Here is a 16,842-nt window from a genome sequence, read left to right as displayed (position 1 = left end):
GTATCCAAAAATGGCGAAAACTTTGCAATTGTTTGACGCAGCTCTCTAGAACAAGACGTCGTTGCATCTATGCTGCATCTCTTTAACGGCCGCGCCAGTGCCGACTTGAACCGTATAAGGCCCGTGAACCCTTGACCAGTCCTGTCCTGCAAACCGTTGCCCTTGCTTGTGAGCGAGACCTTCGGCTGCTCTTCGAAAATCTCGATTTGAGACTGGCCAGTGGCGAAATGATGCAAATCAGTGGCCCCAACGGCAGTGGCAAGACCAGCCTGTTACGCCTGCTCTCTGGGCTGATGCAGCCGACCGCCGGTCAGGTGCTGCTCAACGGTCAGCCGCTGAACGAGCAACGCGGCGAACTGGCGCGCAACCTGCTGTGGATCGGCCACGCGGCCGGGATCAAGGATTTGCTGACACCGGAAGAGAACCTGAGCTGGCTGTGTGCCTTGCATCATCCGGCGAGCCATGAGGCGATCTGGCAGGCGCTGGCTGCGGTCGGGCTGCGCGGATTCGAGGATGTGCCTTGTCACACCCTGTCTGCCGGTCAACAACGCCGCGTCGCGCTGGCGCGTCTGTATCTGGATAGCCCGCCGCTGTGGATCCTCGATGAACCCTTTACCGCCCTAGACAAACAGGGCGTGGCGCAACTCGAAGAGCACCTGGCCGGCCACTGCGAACGCGGCGGCATGGTGGTGTTGACCACTCATCACACGCTGAGCCGGATGCCGGCCGGTTATCGCGACATCGATCTTGGGAGCTGGGCCGTATGAGTGTGTTCGGCCTGTTGGTCGCCCGCGAGGCGCGTCTGCTGTTCCGCCGTCCGGCGGAGCTGGCTAACCCGCTGGTGTTCTTTGCCATCGTCGTTTCGCTGTTCCCGCTGGCCGTCGGACCTGAGTCTCAATTGTTGCAAACCTTGTCTCCGGGGTTGGTCTGGGTGGCGGCACTTTTATCGGTTCTGCTCTCGCTGGACGGGCTTTTCCGCAGTGATTTCGAGGATGGATCCCTTGAGCAGTGGGTCCTTTCGCCGCACCCCCTGGCTCTTCTGGTTTTGGCCAAAGTGCTGGCACACTGGGCTTTTTCCGGCCTGGCACTGGTTTTGCTGGCACCCTTGCTGGCGCTGATGCTCGGTTTGCCTGCCGCCTGTCTGCCGGTGTTGCTGCTTTCGTTGCTGCTCGGTACACCGGTACTGAGCCTGCTCGGTGCAGTGGGTGCGGCGCTGACGGTCGGTTTGAAGCGCGGTGGCCTGTTGCTGGCCCTGCTGATTCTGCCGTTGTACATCCCGGTATTGATCCTTGGCAGTGGCGCCTTGCAGGCAGCCTTGCAGGGAATGCCGGCGACCGGTTATCTCCTGTGGCTTGGTAGCCTGACCGCCCTGGCGATAACCCTGACACCCTTTGCAATAGCTGCTGGCCTGAAGATCAGCGTCGGCGAATAATGAGGTCTGGTTAATTTTTGACCAGTAAAGACCCTGGCTCTTCACAGTAAAGAGCAACCGTGATGGAAACAGTATGAACTGGACGTGGTTTCACAAGCTCGGCTCGCCCAAATGGTTTTACGGCATCAGCGGCAAAATGCTGCCCTGGCTGAGCGTCGCGGCGTTGCTGCTGATCAGCGTTGGCGTGGTCTGGGGCCTGGCCTTTGCGCCGCCGGACTACCAGCAGGGCAACAGCTTCCGCATCATCTATATCCACGTTCCGGCCGCCATGCTGGCGCAGTCCATCTACGTGATGCTGGCGGTGTGCGGCATCGTCGGGCTGGTGTGGAAGATGAAACTGGCAGACGTCGCCCTGCAATGCGCGGCGCCCATCGGTGCGTGGATGACTGCCGTAGCGCTGGTCACCGGCGCGATCTGGGGCAAACCGACCTGGGGCTCGTGGTGGGTCTGGGATGCACGCCTGACGTCCATGCTTATCCTGCTGTTCCTGTACTTCGGTCTCATTGCGCTGGGCAACGCGATCAGCAATCGTGACAGTGCGGCCAAGGCCTGTGCGGTGCTGGCGATTGTCGGCGTGATCAACATCCCGATCATCAAGTACTCGGTGGAGTGGTGGAACACTCTGCACCAGGGCGCGACTTTCACCCTAACCGAAAAACCGGCAATGCCTGCCGAGATGTGGCTGCCATTGCTGCTGACGGCGCTGGGTTTCTACTGTTTCTTCGGTGCGGTGCTGTTGCTGCGCATGCGACTTGAAGTGCTCAAGCGTGAAGCCCGGGCCAGTTGGGTCAAGGCCGAAGTGGAAAACAGCCTGGAGGTCGCTCGATGAGTTTTGCTTCATTCGGCGACTTCATCGCCATGGGTCATCATGGCCTGTATGTCTGGTCAGCCTATGGCATCTGCCTGGCGGTATTGGCCCTCAACGTGGCGGCGCCGATCCTGGCCCGCAAGCGGTATCTGCAACAAGAGGCGCGTCGTCTGCGCCGGGAGAACGGCAAGTGAATCCGCTGCGCAAAAAGCGTCTTATCATCATTCTCGCGATCCTGGTCGGGGTCGGCGCTGCCGTCGGCCTGGCCCTGAGCGCCCTGCAGCAGAACATCAACCTGTTTTACACACCGACCCAGATCGCCAACGGCGAAGCCCCGCATGACACGCGCATTCGCGCCGGTGGCATGGTAGAGAAGGGCTCGCTGGAGCGTTCCAGCGATTCCCTGGATGTGAAATTCGTCGTCACCGACTTTAATAAATCCGTGACCATCACCTATCGCGGCATCCTTCCGGACCTGTTCCGCGAAGGGCAGGGCATCGTCGCCCTGGGCAAGCTCAATGCCGATGGCGTGGTGGTGGCCGATGAAGTGCTGGCCAAGCACGACGAGAAGTACATGCCGCCGGAAGTGACCAAGGCGTTGAAAGACAGCGGTCAATCGGCTCCAACGCCCGCGAAGGAGGGTTGATCCATGACATCCGGCATCTTTATTCCCGAACTGGGTCATCTGGCGATGATCCTGGCCCTGTGCTTCGCCCTGGCCCAGGCCGTGGTCCCGCTGTTCGGTGCCTGGCGCGGTGACCGCCTGTGGATGAGCCTGGCCCAGCCGGCCGCCTGGGGGCAGTTCAGCTTTCTGCTGTTTGCCTTCGGTTGCCTGACCTACGCCTTCATGGTCGATGACTTCTCCGTGGCCTATGTGGCCAACAACTCCAACAGCGCCTTGCCGTGGTACTACAAATTCAGCGCGGTGTGGGGTGCCCACGAGGGTTCCCTGCTGTTGTGGGCTTTGATTCTCGGTGGCTGGACCTTCGCGGTGTCGGTGTTCTCCCGGCAGTTGCCACAGGTCATGCTGGCCCGCGTGCTGGCGGTGATGGGCATGATCAGCACCGGTTTCCTGCTGTTCCTGATCATGACCTCCAACCCGTTCAAGCGCATCCTGCCGCAAATGCCCAGCGACGGTGCCGACCTCAACCCCTTGCTGCAAGACATCGGCCTGATCGTGCACCCGCCGATGCTGTACATGGGCTACGTCGGTTTCTCGGTGGCCTTCGCCTTCGCCATCGCCGCGCTGATGGGCGGTCGCCTGGATGCCGCGTGGGCGCGCTGGTCGCGTCCGTGGACCATCGTGGCCTGGGCGTTCCTCGGCATCGGCATCACCCTCGGTTCGTGGTGGGCGTACTACGAACTCGGCTGGGGCGGCTGGTGGTTCTGGGACCCGGTGGAAAACGCCTCGTTCATGCCATGGCTGGTGGGTACCGCGCTGATTCACTCGCTGGCGGTCACGGAAAAACGTGGCGTGTTCAAAAGCTGGACAGTGTTGCTGGCCATCGCTGCGTTCTCGTTGAGCCTGCTGGGCACCTTCCTCGTGCGTTCCGGCGTGTTGACCTCGGTGCACGCCTTTGCCTCCGATCCGGAACGCGGCGTGTTCATCCTGATTTTCCTGCTGTTCGTGGTCGGCGGTTCATTGACGCTGTTCGCCCTGCGCGCGCCGGTGGTCAAGAGCCAGGTCGGCTTCAACCTCTGGTCCCGGGAAACCCTGCTGCTGGGCAACAACCTGGTGCTGGTGGTGGCCGCCTCGATGATCCTGCTGGGCACCTTGTATCCACTGATTCTCGATGCCATGACCGGCGCCAAGCTGTCGGTCGGCCCGCCGTACTTCAACGCGCTGTTCATTCCGTTGATGGCGTTGTTGATGGTGGTGATGGCGGTCGGCGTGATCGTGCGCTGGAAAGACACCCCGGTGAAATGGCTGCTGAGCATGCTGACGCCGGTATTGCTCGGCAGTGCGACCATGGCCGTGGTGGCTGGCGTAGCCTACGGCGACTTCAACTGGGCAGTGCTCGCGACCTTCATGCTCGCCGCCTGGGTGCTGTTGGCCGGTGCACGTGACATTGTCGACAAGACCCGCCACAAAGGCCTGATCAAAGGCCTGCCAACCCTGACCCGCAGCTACTGGGGCATGCAGATCGCTCACCTGGGCATTGCCGTGTGTGCGCTGGGTGTCGTGCTGTCGAGCCAGAACAGTGCCGAGCGTGACCTGCGCCTGGCGCCGGGCGAGTCCATGGACCTGGCCGGTTATCACTTCATCTTTGAAGGCGCCAAGCACTTCGAAGGCCCGAACTTCACGTCCGACAAGGGCACCGTCCGGGTGATCCGCAACGGCAAGGAAATCAGCGTGCTGCACCCGGAAAAACGCCTGTACACCGTGCAGAACTCGGTGATGACCGAAGCGGGCATCGACGCCGGTTTCACCCGCGACCTCTATGTCGCCCTCGGTGAACCGCTGGGTAACGGCGCCTGGGCTGTGCGCGTACACGTCAAACCCTTCGTGCGCTGGATCTGGTTCGGTGGTTTGCTGACCGGCTTCGGTGGTTTGCTGGCGGCGCTGGATCGGCGTTATCGGGTCAAGGTAAAAAGCCGCGTGCGCGAAGCACTGGGCCTGTCGGGAGCCACTGCATGAAGCGTTGGTTGATGTTGTTGCCACTGGCGATTTTTCTGGTGGTTGCCGTGTTTCTCTACCGTGGGTTGTACCTGGATCCGGCCGAGTTGCCTTCGGCCATGATCGGCAAGCCGTTCCCGGAGTTTTCCCTGCCGGCGGTGCAGGGCGACAAGACCCTGACCCGCGCCGACATTCTGGGCAAGCCGGCGCTGGTCAACGTCTGGGGCACCTGGTGCATTTCCTGCCGGGTCGAGCACCCGGTGCTGAACAAGCTGGCCCAGCAGGGTGTGGTGATCTATGGCATCAACTACAAGGACGTCAACGCCGATGCCTTGAAGTGGCTGACGGACTTCCACAACCCGTATGTACTGGACATCCGTGACGACCAAGGCTCGCTGGGCCTGAATCTCGGTGTGTACGGCGCGCCGGAGACCTTCTTCATCGACGCCAAGGGTATCATCCGTGACAAGTTCGTCGGGGTGATCGACGAGCAGGTCTGGCGCGAAAAACTGGCGGGCAAGTACCAGGCGCTGGTCGATGAGGCCAAGCCATGAAGCGCTGGATTGCTACCGCTGTCCTGGGCTTGAGTATGGCCGGTGTAGCCCACGCGGCCATCGACACCTATGAGTTTGCCAAGGAAGGTGACCGCGAGCGTTTTCGTGAACTGACCAAGGAGCTGCGTTGCCCCAAGTGCCAGAACCAGGACATTGCCGATTCCAACGCACCGATTGCCGCCGACCTGCGCAAAGAGATTTTCCGCATGCTCGGCGAGGGCAAGGACAATCAGCAGATCATCGACTTCATGGTCGACCGCTACGGTGATTTCGTCCGCTACAAACCTGCGTTGAACGCCAAGACTGCCTTGCTCTGGTTCGGCCCCGCCGGCTTGCTGCTGGGGGGGGGCGTGATCATCGCGGTGATCGTCCGCCGTCGTCGCGTGCAACGCGCCGGCACCCCGGGCTCGCTGTCTGCCGAGGAGCGCTCGCGCCTCGACCACCTGTTGGATAAAACCAAGAATGATTGATTTCTGGCTCGCTGCAGGTCTGCTGCTTCTGGTTGCCCTGAGTTTTCTGTTGATCCCGGTTTTGCGCAGCCGTCGTGCCCAGCGTGAAGAGGATCGTACCGCCTTGAACGTCGCGCTTTATCAGGAGCGCGTGGCTGAGTTGCAGACTCAGCAGGAAGAGGGCGTGCTCGACGCGGCACAAATGGACGCCGGTCGCGCCGAAGCCGCCCGTGAGTTGCTGGCGGACACCGAAGGCGTCGAAGCGCCGCGGGTGTCGCGACTGGGCAAACCCCTGCCGTTGCTGGCGGCCGTTCTGGTGCCGGTGCTGGGCCTGGGGCTGTACATGCATTACGGCGCCAGCGATAAGGTCGAGTTGACCCGCGAATTCTCCCTGGCACCCAAGTCGATGGAAGAAATGACCCAGCGCCTGGAGCGTGTGGTCGCCGCTCAACCGGACTCCGCCGAAGGCATGTACTTCCTCGGTCGCACCTACATGGCTCAGGATCGCCCGGCGGACGCGGCGAAGATGTTCGAGCGCACGGTGAACCTGGCCGGTCGTCAACCCGAACTGCTCGGTCAATGGGCCCAGGCGCAGTACTTCGCCGATGGCAAGAAGTGGTCGGACAAGGTCCAGGCCCTGACCGACGAAGCGCTCAAGGCCGATCCGAAAGAAGTCACCAGCCTCGGCCTGCTCGGCATTGCCGCGTTTGAAGGCGAGCGTTATCAGGACGCCATCGATTACTGGAATCGCCTGTTGGCGCAGTTGCCGCCGGACGACCCGTCCCGGGAGGCGCTGCAAGGCGGGATCACCCGAGCCACGGAGAAACTGGTGGCCAGTGGTGGCAAGGTTGCGCAAGCATCGGCGGCCAAGTCCACGGCGTTGCTCAAGGTCAGCGTCGATCTGGCGGCGGAGCTCAAAACCAAGGTTCAGCCTGGCGACAGCGTGTTCATCTTCGCCCGTGCGGTCTCCGGTCCGCCGGCCCCGCTGGCGGTCAAGCGCATGACCGTGGCCGACCTGCCGGTGACCGTCGAGCTGAGCGATGCCGACGCGATGATGCCGCAATTGAAACTGTCGAACTTCCCTGAAGTCCAACTGGTTGCGCGCATTTCCCGTGCCGGCAAACCGACCGCCGGCGAGTGGATCGGTCGCAGCCAGCCTTTGGCCAGCAGCACCACGGCGCCGCAAACACTGACCATCGACAGCCCGGACAAATAACAGGAAAACGCTACCATGACCGCCATCGCTCGTATTGCCCTGCTCAGCGTCGTTTTGGGGTTAAGCGCTTGTGCGGTCCAGCGACCACCGGAGCAAACAGCTCCGCCGCCGATTCCGCGGTCGCAGCCCAGTCCTACGCCATCGACGTCGCCGGTACCGAGCAAGCCGTCTGTTCCGGTAAAGCCCTCCAAGCCGCTGCCACGCACGTCTGCCAGCTTTGCGCCACCACCGGGGGGCAATAGCCATTGGGATCCGAAGCTTGGGGTTTATGTGCTTGATGATCAGCCCAATACCTTTTATCGCCAGCGTACCTATTACCGCTGGGATAACGGCTGGAGCCGGTCGATCAGTCCGAAGGGGCCGTGGGAGGAGACTGATATTCACGGTGTACCGGGTGGGCTGGGACGGCAATTCGGGCAGTAACGCACTAAGGCGACCTTCGGGTCGCTTTTTGTGCCTGCTGAAATGTGATTGCCGGGCCAATGTTGAACCCCTGTGGGAGCGGGCTTGGTCCGGGCGGCGATCCGACGAAGGCGGCCTGACAGCCGACCTGTCTTTTGTTGACTGTGCACATATCCGTTTTTTGGGTAACGGCGGCTTATGGTTTCGCCCTTACGGCGACTCCCTTTTTTACAAGCGCCCGGAGTGCCGGCCCAGTAAAAAAAGAAGCAAAAAACGCTCGCCCCGAACGTACGGCCCCTCGCTGAGGCTCGGGGTTCCTTCGCTGCGGTATTCATCCGGGGGCATTGCCCTCCGGTCGGCTTCGCTTCGACCTACATGCAATGAGTTCGACTGCGTCGAACGGCGCTGCGCGCCCATCCCCGGATGAACACCTCCGCTCAGCCTGCCGAGGGGGCGGGTGGATCAAGATCAAAAGCGGCAGGCGAGCTAACGCTCGGCCTGTTGAGTGGTGGGGTGGTACGCATTCCCCCCTGTAGGAGTTGCCGCAGGCTGCGATCTTTTGATCTTGATCTTCCGCCTCTTCGACATGGTCAAAAATCAAAATAAAAAGATCGCAGGGTATGACTCACCCACATAGGTAACAAAACAGTTCAAGCACATAGGTAACAGTTTTTAACCGGCACTGGTCGAACACCCTGAGCCTATACCGTGATCGGGTGGAAAACCTGCTGGTGCAACGGGTGCAGGTGATGGATCATTCGCCGGGCCAGCGGGCTGATAGGGTGCAAGCGCAGTCAGGATGGTTTGCCGGTGCTCCAGCAAGTGTGGCGACAAATGAAGAGGGTGTTTTGATGGCGGGCAGGTTGATCTATCTCATCGGGCCTTCAGGTTCGGGCAAGGACAGCCTGCTGGATGCCGCGCGAAAGCGGTTGGCCGAACGCGGCTGCCGTATCGTGCGCCGGGTCATTACCCGCTCGGCTGAAGCCGTGGGCGAGGCGGCGCTGGGTGTCAGTGCGCAGCAATTCGCCGATATGGAAGCTCAAGGCGCGTTTGCCCTGAGCTGGCACGCCAATGGGTTGTCCTATGGCATCCCGCGGGAAATCGACGATTGGTTGGCTGCCGGCGAGGACGTGCTGGTCAATGGCTCTCGGGGGCATTTGCAGAACACGCGCCAGCGCTATCCAGACGTATTGGTGCTGTTGCTGACTGTGGATCAAGCGGTACTGCGCCATCGCTTGCTGGAGCGCGGGCGAGAATCGTTGATCGAGATCGATCAGCGCCTGGCGCGCAATGCGCGATTCAACGAACGGCTTTTGGCCGACGACCCGACCGCGCACGTGCTCGACAACTCCGGGCCGCTGGAGTCCACGGTCGAATGCTTGCTGGCCTGTATTGACGAGCAATCCCGCTGTGCCTGACGTTGCAGTGCATCGTCGAGTTGCAGCCGAAGTCGCCGGTGTTGACCCATGTCGGGCACTCCCTGGATGCGTGGTTGATAGAGCATCGTGGTGATTTTCAAAGCATTGCCCGGAAACTGTTCAATGCCTTGACCGACTGAACCAAGCCTTGACGTAACAATAGATCGAGATAAGTGTCAGTGTTCATCGGTGGGGCCTTCAGTTGCTTGCGCTGTCGTTGTGCCGCGGCGACCACTGCTGCCGGATCCAGGTCGAAAAGGTCATTGACGAACTCGTCGGGGTGCTGGGCCTCGATGCCATAAGGTTGCAGCGCGGTGCGGGGGAAGTCTTTCTGGTTGAAGGTGACAATGACGCTGGCGTTGCTACGAATGGCAGCCGCCAGGACATGTCGGTCATCCGCATCGGGCAGCGTCAGTCCCTGTATCAAAGCTTCGTATCCCGACACGCAGGCGTCGGGAATCGCCAGATCCATTAGCTCGCAGGTGCGATTCAATTGCGTGGCGTTGAGATCCGGGCGGTTTTTCAGCAGATTGCGTTTCCATTCATCGTGTATTGCCACTGACCATTTCGCCCTGAAAAGCCCGGAGAGCGCTAGCCACATCAGAAAGTCTCTCAAGGGCGCGGGGTAAAGCACGCAAGCGTCATATACAGCGGTAAATGAAGAGTGCCTCACTCGTATCCTGTCCTTAACGCCTGTGCCTGCTCGGCGAGAAGCAGCATTGCCTGCTCGCTGGCGGTGTCGCGCCGGTTTTTATAGTCCATCAAATCGGCAAAACGCACACGTCGGTGCTTGCCGGTTTTGTGGTAGGACAGTTCGCCGGATTCGAGCAGTTTGATCAGGTGTGGACGTGAGACATTGAGCAGGTCTGCCGCTTCTTGCGTAGTCAGTTCAGCGTGAACCGGGACTACTTTCACAGCGTTACCTGCTGCGAGTTCCGCCAGAATATCGACTAGCAAACGGAGCGCCGAGGTGGGCAGTTCGATGTTATGTGCTTCGTTCTGCTCATCGAATATCTGGATGTGCTGAGTTTCGAACTGGGTGGCGAGATAGGCAGCCAGGGTGCGTTGCCCCTCGATTGCGGCCTGTATTTCGTGTTTCGCAGGCAAATTGATTGGCGGATGAATGACGGTCGACATGACGGCTTCCAATTTCTGAATAATCGATTTCAGCAGGCTATTCGAATTAATCGAAAATCGCAATAAACGAAACCTATGGCTTCAAACCTCGTTCTTCAACAACCCATGCACATACTCCACAAATGCCCGAGCCTTGGCGCTGGCCATTCTCCCGGTGGGGAACACAGCCCACAGGTCCTGGTTCGGCACTGTCCAGTCCTTCATCACTTCCCGGACCGAACCGTCGGCCAGTTCCGGCGCGAACATCCATTGCGAGGCCATGGTCAGTCCTTGATGGGCCAGCACGGCTTCACGCAGGCCTTCGGCGGCGTTGACACGGATCCGGCCGTTGACGATCACCGATTGCTTCTCGCCGGCCTTGTTGAATTGCCAATTGGCGCCGTCACCGAGGGTGTAGACGATTGCCTGATGCTTGGACAGGTCGGCGGGGCAGGTGGGGTCGCCGTGTTTTTCGAAGTACGCTGGCGTACCCAGTACCATGCGCCGACATTCGGCGATCTTGCGCGCGGTCAGACCCGAGTCGCTCAACACGCCCATGCGCAGGGCGATATCGACGCCTTCTTCCACCAGATTAACGTTGCGATCGTCGAGCATCAGGTCGATGTTCAGCTCCGGGTGTTGCGCCAGGAAGGGGCCCAGGTGCGGAACGATGTGCAGCCGACCGAAGGTGACCGGCGCGCAGATACGCAGGTTGCCACTCAGCCCACTGGCGGAACCGCGTGCGGCGTTGTCGGCCTCGTCGGCTTCTTCGATGGCACGCTTGGCCCGTTCGAAAAAGGCCATCCCGGCCTCGGTAGGCGTCAGGCCGCGGGTAGAGCGCAGCAACAACCGCACCGCCAGACGTGATTCGAGTTGCGCGATGGTTTTCGACACGGCCGGTTGGCCGATGCTCAGGCGTCGTGCCGCGGCGGAAAACGAGCCGGTTTCCACCACGTAGACGAAGGTTTCCATTGCGCCGAGGCGGTCCATTGAGGGTCCTTGTGCAAAATCTTGAGGATGTCGCAAGTCAACGGTGTTAAGCCGTCGCCAATGATGCCTTCGGCGAAACACTCAAGAACCGCAACAACGCCAGCAGCGGAAACGCGCTGCCGACGATCACGATCCACAGCCAGCCGCCCTGTTCGTACACGGCGCTGGCCACCGAAGAACCGAAGGCGCCGCCGATGAAGATGCTGGTCATGTATAGCGCATTCAGGCGGCTGCGGCTTTTGCCGTCGAGGGCGTACACCGCGCGTTGGCCAAGGACCATGTTCATCTGCACGCAGAAGTCCAGCACCACGCCGGTCACGGCCAGGCCGATGACACTGTAGGCCGGATGGATGAACGCCGGCATAAAACTCAGGCTGGCGAACAGCAGGGCCAGCAACGATGCGATACGGGTGTGGCCGGCATCGGCCAGGCGTCCGGCGATCGGGGCGGCGATGGCGCCGATGGCACCTACCAACGCGAAAATCGCGATCTCGCTTTGCGACAAACCGTGATTGCGCGCCAGCTCCAGCGGCACGGCGGTCCAGAACAGGCTGAACGTGGCAAACATGCAGCCCTGGTAAAACGCACGCTGACGCAGCACCGGTTGTTTGCACAACAGCGTCCACAGCGAGCCCAGCAACTGGCCATAGGAGGCGCTGTGATCAGGCTCACGCTTGGGAATGGTCACGGCCAGCACGATGCTGATGGCCGCCATCAGCACGGCGGCAATCACAAACATCGCGCGCCAGCCGAAGTGGTCGGCCACCACGCTGGACACTGGCCGGGCCAGCAGAATGCCGAGCAGCAAACCGCCCATGATTCCGCCCACCACACGGCCACGGGTTTCTTCCGGCGCCAGGTGTGCGGCCAGTGGAATCAGGATCTGCACCGAAACCGAGCTGAACCCCACCAACAGCGAAATCAGCAGGAACACGTTCGGCTGATCGGTGAGCGCAGCACCCAGCAGGCTGGCAATCGCCACCAGGGTGGTGATGATCATCAACCGGCGGTTCTCCAGCAGATCCCCCAGCGGCACGAGGAAAAACAGCCCCAGCGCATAGCCGATCTGGGTCAGGGAAACGATGAGGCTGGCCATGGTGTTGCTCAGGCCGATGTCCGGGGCGATCAGGCCGATGATCGGCTGGGCGTAGTAGATGTTGGCGACAATGGCGCCGCAGCAAAAGGCGAACAGCAGCACCATGCCTCGAGTCATTGTCGCGGTGCCGTGGGGCACCTGGGTCGCTGGGTTCATAACGGGTCTCGCTGTACGGAAAGGAATGCGCGCAGGCTAACGGGATGACTGAAACGGCGGAAGCGGGATTGGAGTGATAGCTATCATTCCATTGCGGAATGACTAACGGACGCGTGTGTCGTCCGCCTGATGGCCTTGCGTCAGAAGATCGAAGGTCAATGATACATTCACTTACATCTTGTTCGATAGCGTGCTTATGTTCTCTCTCCACGTCTCATGACCCGAGGGCCGCTCCATGAATGTGAAGTTTCGTCAGCTGATTCGCCGGGTTTCAGTCGTCACCTTGATCAGCGTATTCAGCGCTGGCCTGGTGCAGGCCGAAGATGCGCCGGGCACGCGCATCGGTGTACGCGGCGAAATCACCGGTGTCAGTCCGGACGTTGTGAAGGTCCACGCCAACAGCGGCGACAACCTGGTGATCAACCTGACCCAGGACACCAAGGTCCGCGCCGTGACCCTGGCCAACATCGAAGACATCAAGCCCGGCAGCTACATTGGCTCCGCAGCCATTCCCCAGGAGGATGGCACGCTCAAGGCCCTGGAGGTCCATGTGTTCCCGCCGGAACTGGCCGGCAGTGGCGACGGTCATCGGCCCTTCGATCTGGTCAAGGGCAGCAGCATGACCAACGGCAGCGTCGGCGACCTGGTGGTGAGCAATGGCCGGGTGCTGACCGTCAACTACAAGGGTGGCCAACAGAAGATCTTGGTGCCCGAAGACGTTCCCATCGTCAACCTGATGCCGGCCGATCGCAGCCTGTTGAAGGTGGGCGTGAAGATCGTGACTTTTGTCACGCAGGGCGCTGACGGCACGCTCACCGCTCAATCCATCTCGGCGGGCAAGGATGGCGTGACGCCGCCGATGTAGCCGACGCATGGCAACCGGCCATCTGAAGAAAAGCCCGCACGGCCCCGGCAGCTAGAATCTACTGGGGGGATCACTTCAATGTGTCCTTACAAGCGGGAGTATCACGATGAAAATCGTATCTTCGCTGGCGTTAGTGGTAGCGGTCGGTTGGATCTCTGGGTGCTCGACAGTGCCTGACAGTCAGGTCACCAGCGTTCCCCTGAATGCTACATCCGATAATCCCGGGAATATTGCCCGGTTGATCATGATGCCCGGTGATAACGCAACAACGTTCTGGGTTGAGGTCAGCGGCGAGGGCATAGGCAGCACATTGCCAGGTCGGTTGACGGCCTACATCTATCCGGGAAGCTGTGGGAACCTGGGTTCGAAACCCGCCTATGACATGAATGACGGTCCAAATGCCCGGTTCTATTCGCAAGCGTCGAACCAGCGCTTCTGGAAAAGCGCGCCGGTCGCCGTCGAGACCCTTCGAGCCGGCGGCTACGCCCTGGTGGTGCGTCAAAGCCCGGTCGATGGTCATCAGGCCATTTTCTGCGGCAATTTGAGCTAAAAATGCACCCCTGTAGGAGCTGCCGCTGATCTTGATGTTAGAAAACAGGACCAAGATCAAAAGAACGCAGCCTGCGGCAGCTCCTACAGTCGTTTGGGTGTTCACAAAAAAGGCGACCTGTGCAGGTCGCCTTTTTCATTGCCGCTCAGCGATCACTTGCCGCTGTAGATCTGGTCGAAAATCCCGCCATCGTTGAAGTGGGTCTTCTGCACGGTGCGCCAGTCGCCGAAGGTCTTCTCGACGGACAGGAAGTCCACTTTCGGGAAACGGTCGGTGTACTTGGCCAGCACGGCCGGGTCACGCGGGCGCAGGTAATTGGCGGCAGCGATCTCCTGGCCTTGCGGCGACCACAGGTACTTCAGGTATTCCTCGGCGGCGGCGCGGGTGCCTTTCTTGTCGACGGTTTTGTCGACCACCGACACCGGTGGCTCGGCTTCGGCGGAAACGCTTGGGTAGATCACTTCGAACTGATCACGGCCGAACTCGCGGGCGATCATTTCCGCTTCGTTCTCGAAGGTCACCAGCACGTCGCCGATCTGGTTGGTCATGAAGGTGGTGGTGGCGGCGCGGCCACCGGTATCGAGAACCGGCGCCTGCTTGAACAGCTTGCCGACGAAGTCTTTGGCCTTGTTCTCGTCACCGCCATTTTTCAGCACGTAGCCCCAGGCCGAGAGGTAGGTGTAGCGACCGTTCCCCGAAGTCTTCGGGTTCGGCACGATGACTTGCACGCCATCCTTGAGCAGGTCCGGCCAGTCTTTCAGGGCTTTCGGGTTGCCTTTGCGCACGATGAACACGGTGGCCGAGGTGAACGGCGCGCTGTTGTTCGGCAGGCGCGTGACCCAGTTTTCCGGGACCAGTTTGCCGTTGTCCGCCAGGGCATTGATGTCGGTGGCCATGTTCATGGTGATGACATCCGCCGGCAGGCCGTCGATCACCGAGCGTGCCTGTTTGCTGGAGCCGCCGAAGGACATCTGCAGGGTGATGTTTTCGTTGTGCTCGGCTTGCCAGTGTTTCTGGAACGCAGTGTTGTAGTCCTTGTAGAAGTCGCGCATCACGTCGTAGGAAACGTTGAGCAGGGTCGGTGCCGCCTGGGCGATGTTGCCCAGGGCCAGGCCAGCGGCGAGAAGCGAGGCGCCAAAGAGTTTTTTCACTGCGAATTCCTTGTTCTATTTGTAGGAGCTGCCGAAGGCTGCGATCTTTTGATCTTCTGTTTTTAAAAGCAAGATCAAAAGATCGCAGCCTGCGGCAGCTCCTATAGGTTATTTGTTGGTTTCAAAGCACCCGACTATAGCCGGGCTCGTTTAGTCCTTTAAAGATTAAAAAGCTCTTTGCTTATTCCAGTTTTTTAAACAGTGCGTTGCCGCAACGGGAGCAGAATGCAGCACCGTGTTCATGGCTGTTTTTCTTGCACACCGGGCAGTCGTGTTGAAGTTGATCGCCGCGCATGGCGTTGGCCAGTTCAGCGGTGAAAATCCCGGTTGGCACGGCGATGATCGAATAACCGGTGATCATCACCAGCGACGAAATCACCTGGCCCAGCGGCGTCTTCGGCACGATGTCGCCGAAGCCCACGGTGGTCAGCGTCACGATAGCCCAATAGATGCCTTTGGGAATGCTGGTGAAGCCATGTTCCGGGCCTTCGATCACATACATCAGCGTGCCGAAAACCGTCACCAGCGTGCAGACGCTAACCAGGAACACCACGATTTTCTGTTTGCTGCCGCGTAGCGCCGACATCAGGTAGTTGGCTTGCTTGAGATAAGGGCTGAGCTTGAGCACGCGGAAGATCCGCAGCATGCGGATGATCCGGATAATCAGCAGATACTGCGCATCGGCGTAATACAGCGCGAGGATGCCGGGCACGATGGCCAGCAGGTCCACCAGTCCGTAAAAGCTGAAGGCGTAGCGCAGGGGTTTGGGCGAGCAGTACAGGCGCAGGATGTATTCGCCGAGGAAGATCACCGTGAAGCCCCACTCGATATAGGCGAGTACATCGGCGTAGTTACGGTGAATGCTGTCGATGCTGTCGAGCATCACGATCACCAGGCTGGCGAGGATGATCAACAGCAGGATGCCGTCGAAGCGCCGACCCGCCTGGGTGTCGGTCTGGAAAATCATGACGTAAAGGTCTTCACGCCAGTGTTTGTTGCTGTCCATGGATAACGCCTGACTCGATGATCAGCGCAGCCTAGGTTGATTCTCCCCGGTAGCGCAAGGCGCGCTTTCGACTGTGGCTTTGCCGAGCATCTGAACAACCGTGCGGATCAGCCAGCAGGCGAGAATGAACGGCGCGGTCAGCGTGGGCAGGCCGATGGCGGCAAACACCGGCGTCAGCAACAGCGCCAGGCCGATGCCGACCAGCGGCAGCCACGGTTGGCGACGCTGGGAGCTGAAGGCGAGGGCGGCGAGTACGGCGTTGTAGCCGCCGAGGCCGAGCAGGGCGGTGTAGAAGTCGTGCTGCAGCAGGCTCCAGCCCATGCCCGCACCAGACGCCAACAACGCCCAGCAGAAGGCGCGGCGATCAGCGATCAGCAAACCAGCGGCAATCATTGCACCGGCCAGCGGATGACCGAGGAACATCACCTGGCCGATGCCTTTGAAAGGGGCGGCGAGCATGTTCAGGGTGCTGACCTCGATCAAATGCGCCTCTGTCGAGGGCGTGGCGAAGCACAGCAGCACCCAGCTCAGCACCACGAATGGCGTGGTGTAGGCGGGGAGGTATTGGCCGAACCGGACGCGCTTGAGCCACTGTTGGGTGAACATCGCGCTCAGGCCACCGGCGGCCAGAATCAGCGGCGGCATCATCGCCGACCAAGGGAAGTACAGGCTCAGCAACAGACCGAGCAGAACGCCGTTGTAGCTGAACAACCCGGCCTGACGGTCAGCCTTGGCGTAGTTGCGACGTTGCGCGGTGAACAACCCGGCGACACCGCCGAGCAAGGCGCCGCCCAGCAAGGCGGGCGCAGTGAACAGGATTGCCAGGAGGCACAGCAGGCCGCACAACGGATTACGCTGGAGAAAGATCTGGCTGAAGCCGTTGAGCAAGGCTTCGGCCCAGTCGGGGCAGTGGGTGTTGAAGTGGTTGGCAGGCATGATGGAGTCTGGGGGCAGTAGGAAAAACCAATGTTTTGCACAAACTCTGTGGCGAGGGAGCTTGCTCCCGCTGGGCTGCA

The 16,842-nt window shown here is 60.5% G+C and carries 20 protein-coding genes; 13 read left to right on the top strand and 7 right to left on the bottom strand.

The window, feature by feature from the left end:
* Positions 1-131 precede the first annotated feature (131 nt).
* The 11 genes from ccmA (at position 132) to phnN (ending at position 8,896) form a co-directional block, all read left to right on the top strand.
* A complete protein-coding gene (gene ccmA / locus KW846_RS05910) occupies positions 132-767 on the top strand; it encodes a cytochrome c biogenesis heme-transporting ATPase CcmA (RefSeq protein WP_217835974.1) in 636 nt (211 codons plus the stop codon).
* Complete coding sequence (gene ccmB / locus KW846_RS05905) at positions 764-1,432, top strand: heme exporter protein CcmB (protein ID WP_007980754.1); 669 nt, start codon at positions 764-766, stop codon at positions 1,430-1,432. Before ccmA ends, ccmB begins: the two co-directional genes overlap by 4 nt.
* 73 nt (positions 1,433-1,505) lie before the next feature.
* Positions 1,506-2,261 (top strand): heme ABC transporter permease, encoded by a 756-nt coding sequence (locus KW846_RS05900; RefSeq protein ID WP_007980756.1) that lies wholly within the window; start codon positions 1,506-1,508, stop codon positions 2,259-2,261.
* Positions 2,258-2,434: a heme exporter protein CcmD gene (ccmD, locus tag KW846_RS05895; protein ID WP_007980758.1), complete on the top strand. Its 177-nt coding sequence runs from the start codon at positions 2,258-2,260 to the stop codon at positions 2,432-2,434. The genes KW846_RS05900 and ccmD overlap by 4 nt, the downstream gene beginning before the upstream one ends.
* A complete protein-coding gene (gene ccmE / locus KW846_RS05890; protein ID WP_116580366.1) occupies positions 2,431-2,886 on the top strand; it encodes a cytochrome c maturation protein CcmE in 456 nt (151 codons plus the stop codon). Before ccmD ends, ccmE begins: the two co-directional genes overlap by 4 nt.
* A 3-nt stretch (positions 2,887-2,889) precedes the next feature.
* Entirely contained in the window at positions 2,890-4,878 is a 1,989-nt protein-coding gene (locus KW846_RS05885) for a heme lyase CcmF/NrfE family subunit (RefSeq protein ID WP_218481598.1), read from the top strand.
* Positions 4,875-5,411 carry a DsbE family thiol:disulfide interchange protein gene (locus tag KW846_RS05880; protein WP_218481597.1) on the top strand — a complete coding sequence of 179 codons (537 nt, stop codon included), beginning with the start codon at positions 4,875-4,877 and terminating at the stop codon, positions 5,409-5,411. Before KW846_RS05885 ends, KW846_RS05880 begins: the two co-directional genes overlap by 4 nt.
* Positions 5,408-5,881: a cytochrome c-type biogenesis protein gene (locus KW846_RS05875; protein WP_218481596.1), complete on the top strand. Its 474-nt coding sequence runs from the start codon at positions 5,408-5,410 to the stop codon at positions 5,879-5,881. The genes KW846_RS05880 and KW846_RS05875 overlap by 4 nt, the downstream gene beginning before the upstream one ends.
* Positions 5,874-7,076, top strand: a complete 1,203-nt coding sequence (ccmI, locus tag KW846_RS05870; RefSeq protein WP_218481595.1) for a c-type cytochrome biogenesis protein CcmI — start codon at positions 5,874-5,876, stop codon at positions 7,074-7,076. Before KW846_RS05875 ends, ccmI begins: the two co-directional genes overlap by 8 nt.
* A 15-nt stretch (positions 7,077-7,091) precedes the next feature.
* The gene (locus KW846_RS05865) at positions 7,092-7,499 is read left to right on the top strand and encodes a hypothetical protein (protein ID WP_007980770.1); all 408 of its coding nucleotides are present in this window, start codon (positions 7,092-7,094) and stop codon (positions 7,497-7,499) included.
* A gap of 830 nt (positions 7,500-8,329) precedes the next feature.
* Positions 8,330-8,896, top strand: a complete 567-nt coding sequence (gene phnN, locus KW846_RS05860) for a phosphonate metabolism protein/1,5-bisphosphokinase (PRPP-forming) PhnN (protein WP_218481594.1) — start codon at positions 8,330-8,332, stop codon at positions 8,894-8,896.
* A gap of 97 nt (positions 8,897-8,993) precedes the next feature.
* Here the strand turns inward: phnN and KW846_RS05855 are convergent, their stop codons facing one another.
* From KW846_RS05855 to KW846_RS05840, 4 genes are all read right to left on the bottom strand, one after another.
* The gene (locus KW846_RS05855; protein ID WP_218481593.1) at positions 8,994-9,569 is read right to left on the bottom strand and encodes a PIN domain-containing protein; all 576 of its coding nucleotides are present in this window, start codon (positions 9,567-9,569) and stop codon (positions 8,994-8,996) included.
* Complete coding sequence (locus tag KW846_RS05850) at positions 9,566-10,033, bottom strand: helix-turn-helix domain-containing protein (protein ID WP_218475322.1); 468 nt, start codon at positions 10,031-10,033, stop codon at positions 9,566-9,568. Before KW846_RS05850 ends, KW846_RS05855 begins: the two co-directional genes overlap by 4 nt.
* An 81-nt stretch (positions 10,034-10,114) precedes the next feature.
* Positions 10,115-11,002 carry a LysR family transcriptional regulator gene (locus tag KW846_RS05845; protein WP_218481592.1) on the bottom strand — a complete coding sequence of 296 codons (888 nt, stop codon included), beginning with the start codon at positions 11,000-11,002 and terminating at the stop codon, positions 10,115-10,117.
* 46 nt (positions 11,003-11,048) lie between these two features.
* A complete protein-coding gene (locus tag KW846_RS05840) occupies positions 11,049-12,254 on the bottom strand; it encodes an MFS transporter (RefSeq protein WP_218481591.1) in 1,206 nt (401 codons plus the stop codon).
* A gap of 235 nt (positions 12,255-12,489) precedes the next feature.
* Here KW846_RS05840 and KW846_RS05835 point away from each other — a divergent pair, with 235 nt between their 5' ends.
* Positions 12,490-13,119 (top strand): hypothetical protein, encoded by a 630-nt coding sequence (locus tag KW846_RS05835; RefSeq protein ID WP_218481590.1) that lies wholly within the window; start codon positions 12,490-12,492, stop codon positions 13,117-13,119.
* Between the two features lie 106 nt (positions 13,120-13,225).
* Positions 13,226-13,669 (top strand): hypothetical protein, encoded by a 444-nt coding sequence (locus KW846_RS05830; protein ID WP_102702003.1) that lies wholly within the window; start codon positions 13,226-13,228, stop codon positions 13,667-13,669.
* Between the two features lie 152 nt (positions 13,670-13,821).
* Here KW846_RS05830 and KW846_RS05825 read toward each other — a convergent pair whose 3' ends face one another.
* The 3 genes from KW846_RS05825 to KW846_RS05815 form a co-directional block, all read right to left on the bottom strand.
* The gene (locus KW846_RS05825; RefSeq protein WP_102702002.1) at positions 13,822-14,820 is read right to left on the bottom strand and encodes a sulfate ABC transporter substrate-binding protein; all 999 of its coding nucleotides are present in this window, start codon (positions 14,818-14,820) and stop codon (positions 13,822-13,824) included.
* Positions 14,821-15,001: 181 nt separating this feature from the next.
* Positions 15,002-15,826, bottom strand: coding sequence for an ion transporter (locus KW846_RS05820; protein WP_218481589.1), 825 nt, complete (start codon positions 15,824-15,826; stop codon positions 15,002-15,004).
* A 21-nt stretch (positions 15,827-15,847) separates the two neighbouring features.
* Entirely contained in the window at positions 15,848-16,762 is a 915-nt protein-coding gene (locus KW846_RS05815) for an urea transporter (RefSeq protein ID WP_218481588.1), read from the bottom strand.
* Between the last annotated feature and the right edge of the window lie 80 nt (positions 16,763-16,842).

The organism is Pseudomonas sp. PDM32 (genome assembly GCF_019219225.1).
GTDB lineage: Bacteria > Pseudomonadota > Gammaproteobacteria > Pseudomonadales > Pseudomonadaceae > Aquipseudomonas > Aquipseudomonas laurylsulfatiphila.
The sequence above is the reverse complement of the archived record's forward strand: the minus strand, read 5'-3'. Positions and strand labels throughout refer to the sequence as shown.

Excerpts from the sequence above, each read along its gene's own strand:
- ccmB (WP_007980754.1), top strand. The coding sequence starts at position 764 with ATGAGTGTGTTCGGCCTGTTGGTCGCCCGCGAGGCGCGTCTGCTGTTC.
- KW846_RS05900 (WP_007980756.1), top strand. The coding sequence starts at position 1,506 with ATGAACTGGACGTGGTTTCACAAGCTCGGCTCGCCCAAATGGTTTTAC.
- ccmD (WP_007980758.1), top strand. The coding sequence starts at position 2,258 with ATGAGTTTTGCTTCATTCGGCGACTTCATCGCCATGGGTCATCATGGC.
- KW846_RS05885 (WP_218481598.1), top strand. The coding sequence starts at position 2,890 with ATGACATCCGGCATCTTTATTCCCGAACTGGGTCATCTGGCGATGATC.
- KW846_RS05880 (WP_218481597.1), top strand. The coding sequence starts at position 4,875 with ATGAAGCGTTGGTTGATGTTGTTGCCACTGGCGATTTTTCTGGTGGTT.
- KW846_RS05875 (WP_218481596.1), top strand. The coding sequence starts at position 5,408 with ATGAAGCGCTGGATTGCTACCGCTGTCCTGGGCTTGAGTATGGCCGGT.
- ccmI (WP_218481595.1), top strand. The coding sequence starts at position 5,874 with ATGATTGATTTCTGGCTCGCTGCAGGTCTGCTGCTTCTGGTTGCCCTG.
- KW846_RS05865 (WP_007980770.1), top strand. The coding sequence starts at position 7,092 with ATGACCGCCATCGCTCGTATTGCCCTGCTCAGCGTCGTTTTGGGGTTA.
- phnN (WP_218481594.1), top strand. The coding sequence starts at position 8,330 with ATGGCGGGCAGGTTGATCTATCTCATCGGGCCTTCAGGTTCGGGCAAG.
- KW846_RS05850 (WP_218475322.1), bottom strand. The coding sequence starts at position 10,033 with ATGTCGACCGTCATTCATCCGCCAATCAATTTGCCTGCGAAACACGAA.
- KW846_RS05845 (WP_218481592.1), bottom strand. The coding sequence starts at position 11,002 with ATGGACCGCCTCGGCGCAATGGAAACCTTCGTCTACGTGGTGGAAACC.
- KW846_RS05840 (WP_218481591.1), bottom strand. The coding sequence starts at position 12,254 with ATGAACCCAGCGACCCAGGTGCCCCACGGCACCGCGACAATGACTCGA.
- KW846_RS05835 (WP_218481590.1), top strand. The coding sequence starts at position 12,490 with ATGAATGTGAAGTTTCGTCAGCTGATTCGCCGGGTTTCAGTCGTCACC.
- KW846_RS05830 (WP_102702003.1), top strand. The coding sequence starts at position 13,226 with ATGAAAATCGTATCTTCGCTGGCGTTAGTGGTAGCGGTCGGTTGGATC.
- KW846_RS05820 (WP_218481589.1), bottom strand. The coding sequence starts at position 15,826 with ATGGACAGCAACAAACACTGGCGTGAAGACCTTTACGTCATGATTTTC.
- KW846_RS05815 (WP_218481588.1), bottom strand. The coding sequence starts at position 16,762 with ATGCCTGCCAACCACTTCAACACCCACTGCCCCGACTGGGCCGAAGCC.